We start from the raw sequence: 18325 nt of genomic DNA on the forward strand, positions 1-18325 counted from the left end.
AAACATATTTTTCTTGCGGTAAGCTTAAGAAACTATTCATAATTGTGTGCTGATTCATTACTTGACCCATGATCATGCTCCATATATTCATCATTTACATCTTCATTAGAATCTTTTGAACCGTGGTGATGTTCAGGAGCTGGTGAAAAACTTAAATGCGTTCCAGTAAACGTTAATTGCCCCGTATAACCAGGTTGCAATAATTCATTAAACTTTGCTTCCGTAAGAGGCTCTGCTGTGTCTTTAACTTCCTTTACCCAGTCATCAAACTCAGCTTGTGACATAGCTTCGACATGAAACATATTTTCCGCAAATCCTTTTCCACTAAAGTTTGCATTCCTTCCCATCATTTCACCTTCTTCGTCAGCAGCTAAGTGTAATGTGGTTACCATATCGGCCATGGCATATTTTTGACCACCTAGCTGCGGAACCCAGAAACTCGTGATAGGCCCAAATGAATACAGTTTAAATTCAAGTGGTCGGTTTGTTGGAACATACAAATAATTTACTGTTTCAATATCGTTTTCCGGATAACTAAAATGCCACTTCCAGTCAGATGATGAAGCATAAATCACTAATGGATCTTGACCTTTGTACTTCTCCGGTGTGGCTTCCACTTTATTGTTGGTAATGATAGTAACTACCGAGAAGAAAAGGACAATTAAAATTGGGACCCCAACAATAATTGACTCAACAAGGTGATTCCCTTCAATGTAGGGAGGTTCATAATCTTTAGGTAGTTTAGAGTCACGATATTTTACCAACACAAAAACCAAAAATGCACAAACGATAATGGTAATAACTGACATTACCGCAATAGATAGCCAAATCACATTAGCTTGTGTTTGGGCTTGAGGTCCTTTAGGATCTAGAACCATTAGTGGGTCACAGCCAGTCAGTACAGTGACTATGACAAAGAAAATAACTAATAAAGACCATTTTATGTTCATACATGTACTCCTCTCTTGTTTAAGATTTTATTTCTAAGTTATCCTGAAAAAATGAAGTTATCCCAAAAAATGAAGTTATGTGTGTTTATATTGGAAAATAAGCCAATGTCAAAAAAGAAAACAAAAAAGACTGAACCTTTATGCCATCACTACTCGATGACTATTAGAGACAGTCTTTTTCATTTGAGCTACATCTATTTCTTCTTCAATAACTTTTCATATTTCTTCTATTTCGCATCCATTAAAAACATATATTACCAAAAGGTAAATATTAATCCAAAACGACCATTTCACTTACATTAGTTACCGTACTCGCAATTATGAGTGCACACGGAAATAAGGATTTAATCTATGCTCTGCATCGCTTTGGAATTATTTAAATTGAGATAACGTCCGCCTTATTAGTGAATATTTTCATTCTCCCGCCCAATTACAAGAAACATTATACAGAGAAAGTTCATACTGTTTTTCAAAACATGTCACTTCTCATGCAAACGGCTATTTCTAATGAGATGATAGAAAAGTCATTTCAGGATCAACTAAAACAATTAGAAAGTAATATTTTAAGATTAGAAGAACAATACAAGCTATTTGATGAAGAACGTGAAATAAGAAAGCATATATTCCTATGGAATTCAGATATAATCGAATACATTTTTTAGTATTTGCTTTGTCTTTACAAAAAATATAAAAAGAAGAACCTGGATAAAAAATGAGGAAAAAGAGGATTCTTAGGATTGAATAGTTGAGAGAAAACATAGATAACTAGAAGGTAAATGGATGTAAAAGCAGTGGATTTCACAATTCGAAATTACACTGCTTTTATCTTTATCCTTCCTTTTCATCTTCATCAATCTCTTATTAAAACTAAATACCTAGTCTGACAAATTCCTTCTCAAGAATGCTCAACCATTCGTCCATAGTAATACCTTCAGGATTTTGAGGATTTGGCCTTTGGTGCCAGTCTGCATCAGGGAAGAATCCCTGACTAATATTCCATTTTAATTGAACTAAATCTTCAAGGTCTAAATCATGTAAATCTCTGAACCAAATTTGTTTATCCATCGTTACGATTACCTCCACTAGTTTTATATATCAATCCACACTTCGTCATCTCGAATATCGACAGGGTACGTCTCTAAAGCTGTATAACATGGACCAGCTAATGGTTCTCCCGTTTTGATATCAAATTTTCCGCCATGCCTTGGACAATTCACCGCACTTCCGTCTACTGAACCATCTGTTAAGTACTGTTTTCTATGCGTACAAAGATTAGAAGTAACAAAATAACCTTCATCTATCTTAAATAGAACTAGACTTTGTTCGCTTACATTAATCTCCTTCATATCGCTAACCTGTTTAACATCATCCGTATTAGCTACTTTTATCCAAGCCATTATCCACCTCTTAATTGCTTTTCTGCTCCCAAAACAATTGGTTGTTACAGTATTAAAAAAGTTTTACATACATTAAACCGTCCGTTCCCAACTTTAATCGCTCCCTTTACAAAACACCTATTTTGCTCTTTAATATTCCATTTAAAACAATAAATACTCGCAAATTTTGCAACTATCCATAAAAGAAACTACTCAGAACTCATTGCCCATTTACGAAGGAATTGTATGGTTTTGGATAATTAACAGATGCAGATTCATATAAAATTCCCTAAATCAAAAAGAAGAGAATCGATATCCCCTAATATTAGGAATAGATTCTCTTCTCTTTATAACAATTCTCTTTGTTTATCTTATAAATGTAATCACAAAAGAAATGATACGATCTGAAAATACCTTTACCTGGCTTCAACATATGCTTTAACTCTTTACTCTCTCGACATTTTCAGGCATCATTTTTTCTCGTACTTCATTTGGAATCGGATAAGCCTTTGGCTTTTCTTTAAACGATGTCCAAGCGCGAACTTCATATCCTTCCACAACGATTTTTTCCTCTTTGAAAAACGTATGGCTTATTTTGAACACTTTTTGGTACAATTCCACTACTTTACTGTGAACGGTCACATTATCTTCAAACAATAACGGACTCTGAAATCGGCAATTCGCTTCAAGCAGCGGGACACTGACTTGCTGTTCAGCATATAAGGTAGAAGCTCGATAACCGGTAGCAGCTAAAAATTGATGTGTGGCTTCACAATCCCCACGAGATTTTTAAATCTTTTTAGCAAATCTACGAAAGAGAGATTATTAGGCATTTCTCTTCCGGTTCATATTATTATTTATAAAATTTAACACGGTCTTCAAGTGGTTGGAATTCTTTTTCACCTGGTGGAGAATTTAGATTACCAAATGGCATTCGGGCAATTAATTTATATTCCCCAGGGATATTCCATTCCTTTTTTACTTCTTCATCAATTAGCGGATTGTGAATAATGCTTTTGACCAAGGAATTAATTGATCTAACATTTGATTTACTGAATCTTCTTGAACTGCTTTTGGTTTAAAATCAGTACCGTTTTCAAAATCAGTGAATAAAGATAATGCTGGATGTACGCGAACATCTGCAACTAACAATTCACCTAAAATACCACGTAAGTGTTCTGCCGCACGAGCACCACCTACTGAACCGTAAGATACAATGCCCGCCGCTTTGTTGTTCCACTCTTCACGTAAATAATCTAATGCATTTTTAAGTGCTCCTGTAATTGAGTGGTTATATTCTTGAACGATGAATACGAAGCCGTCTTGAGCTGCGATAATTTCAGACCAGGCTGCTGCGCCTGAAGTATCTCCGCCTTCTTCACCTAGTAATGGTAATTTATAATCTGCGATATCGATAATTGTGTAGTTTGCGTCATCGCGTTTGTCAGCTAATTCTTTTACCCATGCACCAACTTGTGGACTTACGCGCCCTTCACGTGTAGATCCTAAAATAATACCAATGTTTAATTTTGTCATTGTTTCTTCCTCCTTTTGTCCAGCTCCAAATAATTTATTTAAAAGTCCCATTTTATTGTTTCACCTCCCTACATAAGTAAAAAATTCATAAATCCTTTCTGCACTGCTTGTAATTGCTGTTACGTGATGAAGTCCTTTTAATTCTTTCATTTTTATTCCTCCATTTTACCAATATCTCGATCTCGAGATATATACGTAAAAATTAACTTCTTGTCGCTATGTGACCCATTCGTTTTAATAAACTAATTCGGACACTAATGAAAAATGTACGAATCGGTTTATTATTGCATAATATTTTATAGCCTAAAATTATGCTGCTGGGTTAATTTCTAATTCAACGTTGATTCTGATGTCTTTCCCTACAAGTACGCCACCTGTTTCAAGTGCTGCATTCCAAGTAAGGTCGAACTCTTCACGGTTAATTTTTGCTGTTGCTTCAAATCCGTACACTTCTATTCCCCATGGGTTCGTACCTTTACCGCCAAATTCAACATCAAAAGTTACTGTTTTTGTTACACCTTTAATAGTTAAGTCGCCAGTTACTTTGTAATCATCTCCAGCTTTTGTAATGTTTGTTGATTTAAAATCAATTGTTGGATATGTTTCTACATCAAAAAAGTCTGCCGATTTTAAGTGGTTATCACGATCTTCGCTGCGTGTATTGATGCTTGCAACATCAAATTTAAATGCAATTGAAGCTGTAGTTAAGTCTGCTAAATCTACAGCTTCTACATCTGCTGTATAAGAATCGAATTGTCCTTTTACTTTTGATACCATCATATGTTTTACTTCAAACCCTACGCTTGAGTGTGATTGGTCTACTGTCCATTTTGCCATTTTAAAATTCCTCCCACTTTTTATCTCGAAATTGAGATATATATTTTAAAAAATTTAATAACTGTCTATTCCATCATCTCTAAATAAATTATTATGAAATTATTTATCTCTAACTTGAGATAAATTTAACATATATCAATTCGTACTGTCAATACTTTATGACACAATATTTAACCAACCATATTCTGCTATGAAAAATATTCCATAACGTACAAAAAGACCTGTCTTGAAATTTTATTGAGACAGGTCTTTTGCAACGAGAAATATACTTTCTTTTAAATTCATACACGCCATCAGGTTTATCCAATCTTAACGGGCAGTAAGACCTTTACTGATGGAAGTTTCACTTTATCATTTCTTTTATTTAGTCTGTTGTAGCAGGACCTCAAGCTTCATTTTTCCAAGTTTAATAAAATTACGGTCTCTTTCATTAAGCTTTTGGGAAACGAGCATCTCATCATATTGATAAATGCCTTCCCCTGATTTTGTTCCTAGCTTTCCTTGTTCAACCAACTCTCGAATGATTTCAGGGGCCTCCACACTTTGATCTAAATTAGGAGCTACATTTTCAAACACTCGCTGCCACGTATCCAGTCCCCCAAAGTCTGCAATTTCAATCGGCCCTGTAAACGCCCAACGGAACCCTGGTCCAGCCGTTATTGCTGTATCAATATCGCGTGCACTGGCTACATCTTCTTTTAACAAATAAAATGCTTCGCGCATTAAGGCTGTCTGCAAACGATTAGCAATAAATCCGGGAATTTCTTTCTTTAGAAGAATTGGCGATTTACCAATCTTACGAATAAGATCCAGTGTCACATCAACAACCGTCTCTTTTGTTTGAGGATGCTTCACAATTTCAACTAACGGAACTAAATGGCCTGGATTAAAGAAATGCGTAATTATCATCCGCTCTCGAAAAGAAGCCTTTTCCATTAAACGTGAGATTGGAAACGTGGATGTATTGGAAGCCACAATGGCATCCACCTTCATTATTCGTTCCAATTTTTCATAAAGCTCCCACTTCCACTCAATAACTTCCGGAATAGCTTCAATAATAAAATCGGCTTCCTTGACAGCTTCTTCTAAATCTGCAGTATAGTGAATATTCGCTAAATTAGACTGCTTTTGTTCCTCGTCTAATCCTACTTCTTTCGCAATCAATGACAGATTTTCAAAAATCCGATTTTTTGATTTTTGTAACAACTCTTCATTTAAATCATTTATCGTGACAGAATAACCACTAACCGCAAAAGATTGGGCAATGCTGCTCCCCATTACACCTGAACCAATAATGGCAATATTTTTAATCATTTTGTACTTTCCTCCCTAGGTCTTTTCCTTCTAAGACGATTGCTTTGCATATTTCTACTTTTTTCATATGTAACCGCCAATACATTTTGAATGGCTTGTTTTTCAATTAGGGTTAAGGTTTTTTAATAGAACGTTCTACATTTTCTATTAATATATATCCCCCTAAATATTGTAATATATTAAATTTTACCATATTAAGGCGATTCTTGTGCAAAAAATTAGAATAAATGTAAGTTATATTCCAATTTTAAACATACTGATACTAGTAATCTAAAAAGGACGTAACCCGTATGGAAAAAGGAAGTATCTCCAAATAGTTATTTATTATTTTCCATAAATTGTAAAACTTCCATTGAATTGGATGTGACAACAAATGGTTGTCGCATAGCCTTCTTCGTACTGGCACTCCCATTACCTGAAATCACCAAGAATGTTGGATCTTGAGAAATATGAACTACTTCTTTCCTCTCGTTCCAATCTGCAAGAGTGTATGCAAAGGTCGCCGATACTTTCCCTGTATCCAAAAATGTAATCACTTCGTTTTCAAAAGGCTGCACATTCGACTCTTGTTCGCCATCAAATTGATTAGAATCCATCCATTCATTTGAAATAATGACAATCTCATAATCCTTTTGATGTATATTATAAGCTCTTTTCTCGATATACCTTGTTAATAGGAATGCTATGAACAGGATGACTAAAGTGCAAATAAACATATCGGTAGTCTCTGAATACCTTCCATTAAACAACAGTAGAATAAAGCCAAATAAACACATTACCCCTAACAAAACTATTAAATCCCTTATAATTCGAACCATTCTATTTTTCTCCTTTAATTCAAAGACTTTGCTACACATTTTTGAATTACTCTACAAAAAAGCAGGTAATTTATCTTCTTCTGTTTTGATTAATATCCTTATAAAAAATATCCCATCTTAAGGAATACATATTTTTAGGTACAAGTTATCCAAAACATAAATATCTCATAAAAAAACAAAGGTATGAGTTTTATTATCGTTCTTTAATCAGCTAGTAACTCCAAATAATATTTATCATTTTCTTCTATCTTTCTTAAAAATTCTCCAAGAAGAGTCGCAATTTGAATATCATAATAGTAAACTGGACTTCTATTATTTTCATTCAATTCTCCATACTTATAATTATTTTCTTACTCATAATTTATAGAAGTAATAAAGTCAAAAGCATCAGTTGCAGTAATTTCATTGTTATACTCAAAGTTATATATCAGAATTACTGCATTATATGATTTTTTTAAGTCAATACTTTTCTTAATTTTTGGGATGATAATTTCTTCATACGAACACCCATCTAATAATGTGGAAATATCACTACTACTATTCTTATAGATCGCTTTTTCCATAGTATCCTCATCTGTTTCATCTATATCAATCTTAAAATCAATGAAAAATTTGGAAGGTACAAACTCGCCATCCTCATCATACGTTAAATCTACATACTCGCCTATAGAGTTCTCTTCTTTAATATTACCTAACCAAATAGAAACCCATCCTTGTTTTTCCATTATAGTATCCTCCTACTTTAATCTAAGACCTTCCGGTAAAGATGAAACCCCACCCTCTAGTCTATATTAGCCCAATTATTAAGTCGTCTTACAAATGTATTATAGTCGCTAGAAGTATCTATTAATGCTAACAATTCATTATATACCTTAGTTTGGGCCTAAACCTCCATGAACACTGTTTGAATTGACAAATTGTACACTTCACATATGCTTTATGTGTTATTCATAATTAGTAAAAACAATATCAATCTCTCTTACTTATTCTTTTTATCCATCTTCAGATATTCAGCAATTTCTGTTTGTCCAAGTTCTCTAGCATATTCATATGCATCCATATCCTTAATACTCTCTCCAGTATATCTGATTGAAATATCTATACCTTTTTCAACTAGAAACTCCACTACTTCTTTATGACCACCATAAATCGCTCCAAATAATGGATTCCTTTTTGCTAAACTCACATCTAATTCTGCGCCAGCCTCTAGTAAATACTTTACTACCTCCAAATGCCCCGCTCCTGCTGCCAAATTTAATGCAGAAGCATCAAATGTACCACCTCTAGCATCAATATCTATACCTTCATCAATTAAATACTGAACTATTTCAAGGCATCCTTTCTTTGCAGCTACATGTAACCATGCACCAAATGCATTCATTGTGTCCAAAATTTCTTTATCATTACCTATTAATGGTTTTACCTCTTTAATATTACCAAGTTTAATTGCATTCCTTATTGCTTTGTTTACACTCTTTTTATCCAAACCATATCCTCCTTAACTTCAATTATCTTCTACTCGCTAATTCACCTAATTCTTCAAGGGCTTCCACAATATCATCAAGATAATCGCTTACAGTGTTACCCGTACCCTTACCACTAATCCCCGTCTCCACTTTTGCCATAGAGAGTAACTGATCTCTTAACCCTACACTATTTACCGTATTATACGGCACATGATTTACACCCGCTAATGCCATTTGGTAGTGTGTGGCATATGGAAATAATCTGGATAAAGGGGTTTCTTTTATCACGGTCTTGCTCTTATCTACACCTGCTTTGACAGTGGCTTTTGTTGATGCAATTCCTGTCTTCGTTACAGAGCCAACGCCTTTTGTGCCCAATATGGAAGTCGCCACGGTTCCTACTGCATATGTCACCCAGTACGCTCGAGAATAGGCATCACCATTCACCATATCTCGTTCATACGATTCGGATATTGCTTTGGATAAATAGTTGTACGTCTCCTTTGGATGAGTTGCCGCATGAACTGCACTTTCTATTGTTTCTTTTGGATGAGTGACAAAATCATATATCCCTGTCACCAAGTCTTTTCCTACTTCATAGAGGCCTTTCCCGATTCCTTTTACTACCTCTCTGTTTTGCTTAGCTATTTCTAATTCGATGACGATTTGTTGCTGGGCAGGGTCAAGGTTTTCCAACCCTATTTCATTGGCAATTTTTAAATATTCATCTAGGGTGGATACCTTGCCAAGCTGCTTCTGCAATTCTTCGATTCTCTTTTTCTCAATTTCTTCTAGTTCTTCTCTTGAACAGCTATTCGTTTCTACTTTTTCTTCGATATTTTCTTGGATCTCTTCCTTCTTAATCAGCTTATCGATTTTATACTGACCTAAGGTGCCGCAATTTGATTAAAAGTGTAATGGGAGAAATGTAAATTTACGGTATAAACAAAACTGTAAATTGCATTACTTTATTATGAATAAAATAAAGCATCTATTTGTCTTGTGTATACAGGACAAATAGATGCTTTTCTTTTAAAACCTATAAACTCACTCACTAAAATCAAAATAATTCCGCTTCAACAACCTCTTCATCTTCAATAAGTCTTCATATTTCGTCTGCTTCCCCAACTGCTTCGTATCAATTAAAAACAATTGATCTTCAATTTCCTTTACCGTTTCATCGCTTTGGAACAACGCCTGACAGTGGTCGCAAAGAATGGACGGTGTTTCCGTAATTTCGACCGCTCGTGTTCCATCCGGCAATTCCCAGTAGACCGTATCTGTGACAGAGGATAGAGTACCTTCTTCACACCAAGGGCAAGTTTTCATTTACTTCTCCCCTTTGTTCTTTTTTTGCTGTGCTTGGAATTTCTTTTCTTTTAATTGGTCGCGCTTTTCACGCTGATTTTTGAGGGACGTATGCGATGGATTTGTTTCATACCGCTCGCGGCGTTCGAGCCGTTTTAATCCTTTTGGCACAAGGTTAAACTCCGCATCATTCATTAAACCTGATACACCAATATCCGAACGCTTCTCCTCTGCATTTGGATAAACACCTTTAAAATAATCATCGGCAAGACCTGGGGTATAGTTCTCTGGCTCAGGGTAGGTCGTGATGACTCCTTCAAAGTTTCGCAGAACCGTTTTTGTAGGAGATTGTGAAAGAATATAATTCGGCTGCAAGGCAATCTTTCCTCCCCCTCCAGGAGCATCGACGACGAAGGTTGGCACTGCGTAACCAGAAGTATGCCCGCGCAACCCTTCAATAATTTCAATCCCTTTAGAAATCGGTGCACGGAAATGGCCGATTCCTTCTGATAAATCACATTGATAAATATAGTAAGGACGAACGCGGATTTTCACTAGATCGTGCATCAGCTTTTTCATAATCGCCACACTGTCATTAATCCCCGCTAAAATAACGGCTTGATTGCCAACCGGTACTCCGGCATTTGCCAGCATTTCACAGACCAGCTTTGATTCCTCTGTAATTTCAATTGACGTATTAAAATGAGTATTCAACCAAACAGGGTGATATTTCTTTAAAATATTACATAAATTCTCTGTAATTCGTTGTGGAAAAACAACTGGAGCACGCGTACCAATACGAATAATTTCAACGTGAGGAATATCGCGCAAATTTTTCAAAATATATTCAAGAATTGTGTCATTAATAAGCAGTCCATCTCCACCTGATAAAAGAACATCTCGAACAGCCGGTGTTTCACGTATATATTGAATGGCCGCATCTAACTGCTTCTTCGGCACTCCCATCCCAATTTGGCCCGAGAAACGTCTTCTTGTGCAATAGCGGCAATACATGGAGCATTGATTCGTTACTAAAAACAAGACGCGATCTGGATAACGATGAGTCAGTCCCGCTACAGGCGAATCTTCATCTTCATGAAGCGGATCTTCCATATCATATTTTGTTTTATGCATTTCTGCTGAAATCGGCACGGATTGCATGCGAATTGGGCAACGCGGATCATCGGGATTCATTAAAGATGCATAATATGGCGTAATATTAAGAGGAATCGTCTTTGTAGAAATTCGTACCCCTTCTTCCTCATCCGGTGTCAAATGAACGACCTTCTTTAAATCATCAACAGTTCTAATTGTATTCGTTAACTGCCAGAGCCAGTTATTCCATTGCTCGTCAGTGACATCTTTCCATAGTTCAATATCCTTCCAATGACGCTTTGGTTTATATAAATCATGTAACATGGTCATTCCCCCCGAAGTGTTGATACTGATAGTAAATGCAAGAAGCATGCCCAAATGACCAAAAAACCCAGAATCATTTTGATCTGGGTTCAGAAACATTCCTATATTTTTGTATTTTATACTGAAGCGTTTGACGAGGCACGTTGAGAAGCTTGGATGCTTGCAGCACATTCCCATTCGTTTGCAGCAACGCTTTTGTAATGAGCTTTGACTCCGTTTCCTTTAACGCTTCTCGCAATGGAAGTAACTTCGCCGCTTCAGAGGAATGATTTTGTAAAAAGCGCGGAACATCTGCAATCGTTAGCTCTTTCGTCTCAGCTGTATTAATCATATATTCAATTGCATGCTTTAACTCACGTACATTTCCAGGCCAGTGATAGTGCAATAACAGATTACGTACATCACTGCTCATTCCTTCAATCTTACGACAGAGCTTTCGGTTAAACTGCTCAATAAAGTGCTGACTAAGAAGAACAATATCTTCCGGTCGCTTTCTTAATGGCGGTAGTTCATAGCTTAATATATTTAGGCGGTAATACAAATCTGGTCGCAGCTGATTTTCTTCAATGGCCTTCTTTGGTGGGACATTCATGGCCGCAATTACACGTACATCCACAACCGTGCTTTTCGTACCGCCAATTCTCCGAACAACCCCATCTTCTAATACGCGCAATAGCTTAGCTTGTAATTCGATTGGCATCGACTGAAGCTCATCTAAAAATAACGTTCCTCCATCCGCTAATTCAAATAAACCTTGTCGCTCAACAGCTCCTGTATAGCTTCCTTTCGCTGTACCGAATAATAAAGATTCCAGCAGTGATTCCGGGAGTGCAGCACAATTTTGTGCGATAAATGGTGACGTTCTTCGAGGCGAAGCATGATGAATACTTTGAACAAACAGCTCCTTCCCAACCCCGCTTTCGCCATACACCAATATAGATGAGGAAGATTGTGCCGCTTTTTTCCCTTGCGAAATAATTTGTTGAAAATCAGGATTATTCGTTAATAAATCAGAAAATGTATATACCGTACTATTCGCTTGTGCTTTCTTGGGCTTTCCTGCTGCTTGAATATCTATTAAGCGCTGTGATAGCTCCTTTAAACTTGAATAGTCTTTCGCAATTTCAACAGCTCCAATAAGCTTATCATCAACATAAATCGGTAATGTCGAGCTAACCGTTTCAATTTTTTTACCATGAATATTCATATAAGACTGCTCTTTGTGATAAATTGGTTTTCCTGTTTGAATCACCTGAAGTAACGTAGAGGATTTTTCCGTTAACGATGGAAAGGCTTGCAGTAATGGAACGTTCAATACTTCAGAAACTTTCATTCCATCGTTCGCTGCAGCTACTTCATTATAAAAAATGGTGTTCCCTTCTAAATCAATTACATGAATACCTTCATCAATACTTGCCAAAATAGCTTCTAAAACTTTTTCTGAATAAGATGCTGACAAGGTCCCCCTCCTCCATACGTTCTTACTAGATATATATGAAGAAGTGCTGAAAACTTGTCAAAAAGCTGCCGATATTTCAGCACTCAAACAATGGACTTTACCCACATATTCATGTCCTCCAGCTTATCAAAAATATAACAGTTATTCGCAAGGCGCCCTCGGTATTCATAGCCTTGTTGATGAAGCGCAGCATTCATCCCGAATGAAAGCGCTCTAGCAATCGAATATACGCAATATATTTCCTGGGCAAGTAACTCTTCTTCTAATTTGACAATCAAATGCTTCATCAAGCCAAACTGCCGATGTTCGGGCAATGTCGCACAGTCGGTAATTTCCGCATTATGATAAAAACGGTTTATTTCAGCCGAAGCAGCACTTACAATTTCCCCTTCATACGTATACACATAAAAAACGGTATCGCCTTTTATACATTTTTGAATATATTCCGGATCATTCATCGGCGTTGGATACACTTCGAATACCGCCCGATACAACTTAGCAAGCTTCGCTGCATCTGTTACTGTCGCCTTCCGTACTTCATATTCTTGCGGAGGGCTTGATAATGTGACATGCTTTGGTAACGCTGCTACATTTTGAATGATTTCATCTTCTTTTATCCAATGTTCATTCGCTCTTCTCTCAGCGGAAAAGTATTTCACAAGAAAATGACAATCGCTGCCAAGATAAAACTTATCAATCATTGCCTCATATACAAAACCATGCATCATTAAGTCGATTACATTTTCTTTACGTACTTTAAAAATTAGTTTTTCCGCAGAAATCTCAGCTACTGCAAGGAGAGCTTCCTCTACACAGCTAGCGAAATGACCAAGGTAGTCTTCTACACGTACCCGCTTATTAAAGGGGTCCATTGTCAAAGTAATGGAATAGCCTCGTTTCTGGATTTTTTTTTCGAATATTTCTAGATTCATGATTATTTCCTCTTTTCCTATCAAAAGCTTCTCTTTCACTAAAAAATCAAATTCTCATAACCTCTGCTATATCATTACACATTTTCTGCAACTTCGCACCAGTCTAAAATGGTAAGCGCAATAATTTCAGCGGCAGCCATCATTTTATCGACTTCAATATATTCATTCGTATCATGCGCCAGCTTCGTCTCCCCTGGTCCAAACACTAGCGTCGGAATGTTTCCTACTGTTGATAAATACCCGCCATCGGTTCCCCAGGGTGATGCTTCAATAATTGGCTCCACTCCTTGCACGTTCTTAAAAGCGTCAGCAACCGTTTTTAAAAGGGCATGTTCTAGGTCCATACTTCCCGGAAGCCATCTCGCTCCAAACCACTCGATTTCTATTGGCTTTGTGCGAAACCAGGAATCTGTTTGATTGAGCCTTTCAATCATCGTCTCCAGTGAGCTTTTCGCCTCCTCCATCGTTTCCGTTGGGGCAATGCCAAATCGTCCTTCAACAATAGCTGTCTCTGGAACCGAAGATGGCCAATTCCCACTTTCCATTTTTCCAATATTAATGGGAATCGGGATCGGTATTTTTTGATAAAGAGGATGTTGCTTCCATTGCTGATTACGTTCATTCTCTAGCTTTTTAATTTCATGTAAAACATTCGTCATAAGATCGATCGAACTCTCTCCTTCATACCTTGTACCGCCATGGGCAGACTTACCTTTCACAATGAGCCGAAACCACATCGATCCTTGTTGAACAGGGAATAACTTTAAATTAGTAGGCTCTGGGATAATAGCTCCATCTGCTTTGTACCCTCGCAAAATCGCTGCTAATGTACCAGCACCCCCACTTTCTTCTTCAATCACACTTTGAAATATAAGATCACCCTTTAACGGAATATCTAAAGCCGTAATGGCCTCAATAGCTAATAATAAAGCAACATTTCCGCCTTTCATATCAGTCGTTCCTCGCCCGTATACTTTGTTTTCTCTTAAAACTCCGCTATACGGATCGTCATCCCAACGCGCATGATCTCCTTCTGGAACAACATCAATATGACCATTTAAAATCAAAGATTTGCCGCCGCCTCTGCCTTTTTTAACAGCAACAAGGTTTGGATTTCCTTGAAAATTATGACGATCACAATAAAAATGGTGATGACTGCGTAACGTTTCATCACCAATTTCCCATAAATCTATAGCTAAGCCCAATTCACGGCATTTTTCAACAACGATGGCTTGGGCACCTTCTTCCTGATAACGTTTACTAGGCTCTTGAACAAGCTTTTGTAATAGTTGAATCCCATTTTTTCGATGCTCTTGCAACCACGTTGAGATTTGCTGCTGATAGGCCATTTACATCACACTCCTTATTTTTGTAGGATACGGAGCTGTTCGGCAACATCAAATGAGGCTTCTGTTCGCTTTCGTACTTCTTCTACGGTATACGGTTCATATAAATCAGTTAAGATTAATCCTGTTTCCCTTACCGAAAAAACACCTAAATCGGTAATGACCATATGGACACATCGTTTGGCCGTTAACGGTAACGTACATGTTTTAAGTAATTTCGATTGACCATTTTTATCCGTATGATTCATCAATACAATCACTTTGTTCGCTTTTGCTGCGAGTTCCATCGCGCCCCCCATCCCTGGAACCCTTTTCCCCGGAACAATCCAATTTGCTAAATCACCTGCCTCACTTACTTGCAGCGCCCCTAAAATCGTTACATCCACAAGTCCACGTCGAATCATTCCAAATGCAACAGCACTATCACAATAAGATGCTCCACTTTTCACCGTAATCGGATAACCTCCGGCGTTACATAAATGCTCATCCGCCTCCTCATACGGTGGGGAATGACTGATTCCAACAATTCCATTTTCCGCATGAAACATGACGTTATGACCTTTGGGCAAATAATCTGGAACGAGTGATGGAATGCCAATCCCTAAATTGACAAGCATACCATCAGAAATTTCCTCAGCAGCACGTTTGGCTAATGTTTGTCGAATACCGTCTCCCATGCCCATTTCCAATCCACTCCCTTCGATGGAACGATATAATCAACAAATGCACCCGGAGTCACAATATGCTCTGGATTTAAAGCATCAAGCGGTACGATTTCATCAGCTTCAACAATCGTGATGGCGCCTGCCATCGCAATAAGAGGATTCGTATTGCGGGCACTTTTATCAAACACTAAATTGCCGTATGGATCACATTGTTTCGCATACACAATTGCAATTTCAGCGGTTAATGCAGGTTCGACAAGATACTTCTTGTTATCTAGTGCTACTACTTGTTTCCCTTGATTAACAAATTCTGCATCTAATCCGATATCTGTTAACACCCCGCCAAGCCCCATCCCCCCTGCTCTAATTCGTTCAACAAGCGTGCCTTGCGGCGAAAACTCAATCTCTAGTTCACCATTCTGCATAAATGCACCAGCGTTTGGATTCGAGCCGATATGAGATACTATCATTTTGCGTGCCCTTTTTGCCGTCACAATTTTTCCTATTCCGATATTCGGAAATCCTGCATCATTGCCGATAAGAAGTAAGTTTTGAACGTTTGTTTCTAAAATCAAATTTACTAGCCCTGGCGGCGTGCCGACTCCGCCAAATCCACCGAATAAAATGGATTGATTATCTTTGAATAACGGCTTAACTTGATCATATGTACAGATTTTCCCGAACGTATTTTCCACCATCACATCACCCCTATTAGAATATGAGCCTACTACTGAAAAAATCCTAATACTTTAACAGATTTTTCCCCACACTTAACGGATAGTAAGACCTTCACCTCTAGCTTATGAGAAAACAAGGAAGTATAGGTGGAATAAAACTTACCTCATCCGGCTGCGGCTCGAGGTCATAGGCTTGTTCTGGTTTGTGGCAAACTGCGCTGCTCCGTATTTCATCTTATACTTGTCGGAATGCCTCACTTTTGTAATAAAGTTCTCATTGGTGAAATACAGTGAAACTTACCTTTACTACTTTCAAAAGTAAGCTTTCACCAATCAGGTTCATACGTTCACTTGATTGAAGTAAAGTGGGAGATGCAAGGAAGCCCCTACTGATGGAATTTTAACTTTGTTAAACAATATAGTTGATAACATACTTTTGGCTCATACACCTTTCAGCTATACGAAAAGCTATATAAAGAAAAACGTGATTTAATCGAAGAAGAATACCATATAACAGGAAATATGCTAAAATAGTAGATAGAATTTAAATAGAAATGATAAATTAAATAGCAGGGGAGCTTGCACATGTGGGCTGAGAGTAAGCGAAATGTAGCTTTAACCCTTTAACCTGATTTGGATAATGCCAACGTAGGAAATCGAATGTCATAAATGATAGTCTATGAATGCGATGCACCTTTTTGGTATATCGCATTTTTTCATTTCAATTAGTTAGTAGATAAATCAACCAACGGAGGAGTACCTATATGTTTGAAAAGATTTTAGAAAATGTAGCTATGCAAACACCTTTAGTACATAATATTACCAACTATGTAACAGTCAACGATGTGGCTAATATTGTCTTGGCCTGCGGCGGATCTCCTATTATGGCAGATGATTTAACCGAAGTAGAGGAAATTACGAGTATTTGCAGCAGTCTCGTCCTTAATATCGGCACGCTCAATGCACGAACAATTCTCTCGATGATTAAAGCAGGGAAAAAAGCAAATGAACTCGGTCTTCCTGTTATTTTAGACCCTGTCGGTGCTGGTGCTTCTAAACTAAGAACAAATATGACGTTTAAACTACTAGAAGAAGTGAAGTTTTCCGTTATTAGAGGCAATATTTCTGAAATTAAAACGATTTACGCAGGAAGTGGATTAACAAAAGGTGTCGATGCGGCTGAAAGTATTGAAGATGAAAATATAAATGAAATCATTCAATTTACAAAAGATTTAAGCATTGGAACAGGTGCTGTTATTGCTACAACAGGCGCTACCGACCTGGTTGTTCACCACGAAAAAGCGTACATCATTAAAAACGGGCACCCAATGATGTCGAAAATCACCGGATCAGGTTGTATGCTTTCTGCTGTAATCGGTGCTTATTGTGGAGCCAATCCAGAACAATTAATAGATAGCACAGCCGCAGCTGTCTGTGTAGTGGGACTTAGCGGCGAACTTGCTTATCAAAAAACAATAGCTACAGGTGGAGGCACTTCAAGCTTTAGAACGCACTTCATTGATTATGTAAGTAAACTTGATTCTTCTCTATTAAAGGAGGGCATGAAAATTGAAAGTAGATAAACAATCTATGCTTTTATATGCCGTAACCGATAGAGCTTGGCTTGGAGAACAATCGTTAGCTAAACAAGTAGAACAAGCAATTCAAGGCGGGGCAACATTCATTCAGTTACGTGAAAAGAATCTGCCTTATGAGGACTTTTTAAAAGAAGCACAGCAAATAAAAAGAATAACAGACACTTATAACGTTCCATTTGTCATCAATGATAATGTAGAAGTCGCCATTGCATGCGCTGCTGATGGAATTCACATTGGACAAGACGATATGGATCTATCAACAGCAAGAAATATGATTGGTGATGACAAAATACTTGGTGTATCGGTTCAAACTGTTGAACAAGCCCGTCTAGCTGAAAAAGGTGGAGCAGATTATGTAGGTGTAGGTGCTGTTTTTACGACTTCAACGAAACTCGATGCTACTGCATTACCCTTACGTACGTTAGAAGCTATTTGTCAAAGTGTTTCCATTCCTGTCGTTGCAATCGGCGGAATTAATGAAAAAAATATTTTACAACTAAGCGGTAGCGGGATTGATGGAGTTGCTGTTGTTTCAGCGATTTTTGCTAAACAAGATATCAAAAAAGCAAGCCAGGAACTGCTTGCTCTCTCAAAGCAAATCGTCAATCACGAAAATAACTAGAT

The 18325-nt window shown here is 37.4% G+C and carries 19 protein-coding genes, 3 pseudogenes and 1 riboswitch; of the genes and pseudogenes, 2 read left to right on the top strand and 20 right to left on the bottom strand.

The window, feature by feature from the left end; all coding sequences use genetic code 11:
- Positions 1-32 precede the first annotated feature (32 nt).
- The 20 genes and pseudogenes from qoxA to D1953_RS00525 form a co-directional block, all read right to left on the bottom strand.
- Positions 33-950, bottom strand: coding sequence for a cytochrome aa3 quinol oxidase subunit II (qoxA, locus tag D1953_RS00425; RefSeq protein WP_119115185.1), 918 nt, complete (start codon positions 948-950; stop codon positions 33-35).
- An 867-nt stretch (positions 951-1817) separates the two neighbouring features.
- Positions 1818-2015, bottom strand: coding sequence for a hypothetical protein (locus tag D1953_RS00435; protein WP_119115186.1), 198 nt, complete (start codon positions 2013-2015; stop codon positions 1818-1820).
- A gap of 23 nt (positions 2016-2038) precedes the next feature.
- Positions 2039-2347: a Rieske (2Fe-2S) protein gene (locus D1953_RS00440; RefSeq protein ID WP_119115187.1), complete on the bottom strand. Its 309-nt coding sequence runs from the start codon at positions 2345-2347 to the stop codon at positions 2039-2041.
- 417 nt (positions 2348-2764) lie between these two features.
- Positions 2765-3085, bottom strand: a pseudogene (locus tag D1953_RS00445) (acyl-CoA thioesterase); the annotation flags it as partial.
- Positions 3086-3179: 94 nt separating this feature from the next.
- Positions 3180-3332, bottom strand: a pseudogene (locus tag D1953_RS21595) (nitroreductase family protein); the annotation flags it as partial.
- On the bottom strand, positions 3320-3913 hold the full coding sequence (locus D1953_RS00455) for an NADPH-dependent FMN reductase (protein WP_182480459.1): 594 nt from the start codon (positions 3911-3913) through the stop codon (positions 3320-3322). The pseudogene D1953_RS21595 and the gene D1953_RS00455, both read right to left, overlap by 13 nt.
- Before the next feature lie 258 nt (positions 3914-4171).
- Positions 4172-4699 carry a YceI family protein gene (locus D1953_RS00460; protein WP_119115188.1) on the bottom strand — a complete coding sequence of 176 codons (528 nt, stop codon included), beginning with the start codon at positions 4697-4699 and terminating at the stop codon, positions 4172-4174.
- A 360-nt stretch (positions 4700-5059) separates the two neighbouring features.
- Positions 5060-6013, bottom strand: coding sequence for a 3-hydroxyacyl-CoA dehydrogenase family protein (locus D1953_RS00465; protein ID WP_119115189.1), 954 nt, complete (start codon positions 6011-6013; stop codon positions 5060-5062).
- A 317-nt stretch (positions 6014-6330) separates the two neighbouring features.
- Entirely contained in the window at positions 6331-6831 is a 501-nt protein-coding gene (locus D1953_RS00470; protein WP_119115190.1) for a hypothetical protein, read from the bottom strand.
- 203 nt (positions 6832-7034) lie between these two features.
- A pseudogene (locus tag D1953_RS21600) lies at positions 7035-7160 on the bottom strand (hypothetical protein); the annotation flags it as partial.
- Between the two features lie 21 nt (positions 7161-7181).
- On the bottom strand, positions 7182-7556 hold the full coding sequence (locus D1953_RS00475) for an immunity 22 family protein (RefSeq protein WP_119115191.1): 375 nt from the start codon (positions 7554-7556) through the stop codon (positions 7182-7184).
- A gap of 254 nt (positions 7557-7810) precedes the next feature.
- The gene (locus tag D1953_RS00485) at positions 7811-8317 is read right to left on the bottom strand and encodes an ankyrin repeat domain-containing protein (RefSeq protein WP_119115192.1); all 507 of its coding nucleotides are present in this window, start codon (positions 8315-8317) and stop codon (positions 7811-7813) included.
- Positions 8318-8339: 22 nt separating this feature from the next.
- Positions 8340-9059: a hypothetical protein gene (locus D1953_RS00490; protein WP_119115193.1), complete on the bottom strand. Its 720-nt coding sequence runs from the start codon at positions 9057-9059 to the stop codon at positions 8340-8342.
- 285 nt (positions 9060-9344) lie between these two features.
- A complete protein-coding gene (locus tag D1953_RS00495; protein WP_119115194.1) occupies positions 9345-9626 on the bottom strand; it encodes a YokU family protein in 282 nt (93 codons plus the stop codon).
- Positions 9627-11024: a lysine 2,3-aminomutase gene (gene kamA, locus D1953_RS00500; RefSeq protein WP_119115195.1), complete on the bottom strand. Its 1398-nt coding sequence runs from the start codon at positions 11022-11024 to the stop codon at positions 9627-9629. It abuts the gene before it with no gap.
- 73 nt (positions 11025-11097) lie between these two features.
- Positions 11098-12483: a sigma-54 interaction domain-containing protein gene (locus tag D1953_RS00505; protein ID WP_119115196.1), complete on the bottom strand. Its 1386-nt coding sequence runs from the start codon at positions 12481-12483 to the stop codon at positions 11098-11100.
- Between the two features lie 83 nt (positions 12484-12566).
- Complete coding sequence (ablB, locus tag D1953_RS00510) at positions 12567-13415, bottom strand: putative beta-lysine N-acetyltransferase (protein ID WP_119115197.1); 849 nt, start codon at positions 13413-13415, stop codon at positions 12567-12569.
- A 74-nt stretch (positions 13416-13489) separates the two neighbouring features.
- On the bottom strand, positions 13490-14764 hold the full coding sequence (locus D1953_RS00515) for a peptidase (protein WP_119115198.1): 1275 nt from the start codon (positions 14762-14764) through the stop codon (positions 13490-13492).
- A 14-nt stretch (positions 14765-14778) separates the two neighbouring features.
- Positions 14779-15444 (bottom strand): 3-oxoacid CoA-transferase subunit B, encoded by a 666-nt coding sequence (locus D1953_RS00520; protein WP_119115199.1) that lies wholly within the window; start codon positions 15442-15444, stop codon positions 14779-14781.
- Positions 15411-16124 carry a CoA transferase subunit A gene (locus tag D1953_RS00525; RefSeq protein ID WP_119115200.1) on the bottom strand — a complete coding sequence of 238 codons (714 nt, stop codon included), beginning with the start codon at positions 16122-16124 and terminating at the stop codon, positions 15411-15413. The genes D1953_RS00520 and D1953_RS00525 overlap by 34 nt, the downstream gene beginning before the upstream one ends.
- Positions 16125-16664: 540 nt before the next feature.
- Positions 16665-16776: riboswitch (TPP riboswitch) on the top strand.
- Positions 16777-16867: 91 nt separating this feature from the next.
- On the opposite strand from D1953_RS00525, the gene thiM reads away from it, so the two are divergent.
- A complete protein-coding gene (gene thiM / locus D1953_RS00530; RefSeq protein WP_119115201.1) occupies positions 16868-17686 on the top strand; it encodes a hydroxyethylthiazole kinase in 819 nt (272 codons plus the stop codon).
- A complete protein-coding gene (gene thiE, locus D1953_RS00535) occupies positions 17673-18323 on the top strand; it encodes a thiamine phosphate synthase (protein WP_119115202.1) in 651 nt (216 codons plus the stop codon). The genes thiM and thiE overlap by 14 nt, the downstream gene beginning before the upstream one ends.
- Positions 18324-18325: the final 2 nt, after the last annotated feature.

The organism is Peribacillus asahii, from assembly GCF_003570725.1.
Lineage (GTDB): Bacteria > Bacillota > Bacilli > Bacillales > DSM-1321 > Peribacillus > Peribacillus asahii.

What these genes read in the sequence shown, in the direction of transcription:
- D1953_RS00495 (WP_119115194.1), bottom strand. Translation starts at nt 9,626, where the DNA reads ATGAAAACTTGCCCTTGGTGTGAAGAAGGTACTCTATCCTCTGTCACA.
- D1953_RS00465 (WP_119115189.1), bottom strand. Translation starts at nt 6,013, where the DNA reads ATGATTAAAAATATTGCCATTATTGGTTCAGGTGTAATGGGGAGCAGC.
- D1953_RS00435 (WP_119115186.1), bottom strand. Translation starts at nt 2,015, where the DNA reads ATGGATAAACAAATTTGGTTCAGAGATTTACATGATTTAGACCTTGAA.
- D1953_RS00460 (WP_119115188.1), bottom strand. Translation starts at nt 4,699, where the DNA reads ATGGCAAAATGGACAGTAGACCAATCACACTCAAGCGTAGGGTTTGAA.
- D1953_RS00455 (WP_182480459.1), bottom strand. Translation starts at nt 3,913, where the DNA reads ATGGGACTTTTAAATAAATTATTTGGAGCTGGACAAAAGGAGGAAGAA.
- ablB (WP_119115197.1), bottom strand. Translation starts at nt 13,415, where the DNA reads ATGAATCTAGAAATATTCGAAAAAAAAATCCAGAAACGAGGCTATTCC.
- D1953_RS00520 (WP_119115199.1), bottom strand. Translation starts at nt 15,444, where the DNA reads ATGGGCATGGGAGACGGTATTCGACAAACATTAGCCAAACGTGCTGCT.
- D1953_RS00515 (WP_119115198.1), bottom strand. Translation starts at nt 14,764, where the DNA reads ATGGCCTATCAGCAGCAAATCTCAACGTGGTTGCAAGAGCATCGAAAA.
- kamA (WP_119115195.1), bottom strand. Translation starts at nt 11,024, where the DNA reads ATGTTACATGATTTATATAAACCAAAGCGTCATTGGAAGGATATTGAA.
- D1953_RS00525 (WP_119115200.1), bottom strand. Translation starts at nt 16,124, where the DNA reads ATGGTGGAAAATACGTTCGGGAAAATCTGTACATATGATCAAGTTAAG.
- D1953_RS00475 (WP_119115191.1), bottom strand. Translation starts at nt 7,556, where the DNA reads ATGGAAAAACAAGGATGGGTTTCTATTTGGTTAGGTAATATTAAAGAA.
- qoxA (WP_119115185.1), bottom strand. Translation starts at nt 950, where the DNA reads ATGAACATAAAATGGTCTTTATTAGTTATTTTCTTTGTCATAGTCACT.
- D1953_RS00440 (WP_119115187.1), bottom strand. Translation starts at nt 2,347, where the DNA reads ATGGCTTGGATAAAAGTAGCTAATACGGATGATGTTAAACAGGTTAGC.
- thiM (WP_119115201.1), top strand. Translation starts at nt 16,868, where the DNA reads ATGTTTGAAAAGATTTTAGAAAATGTAGCTATGCAAACACCTTTAGTA.
- D1953_RS00470 (WP_119115190.1), bottom strand. Translation starts at nt 6,831, where the DNA reads ATGGTTCGAATTATAAGGGATTTAATAGTTTTGTTAGGGGTAATGTGT.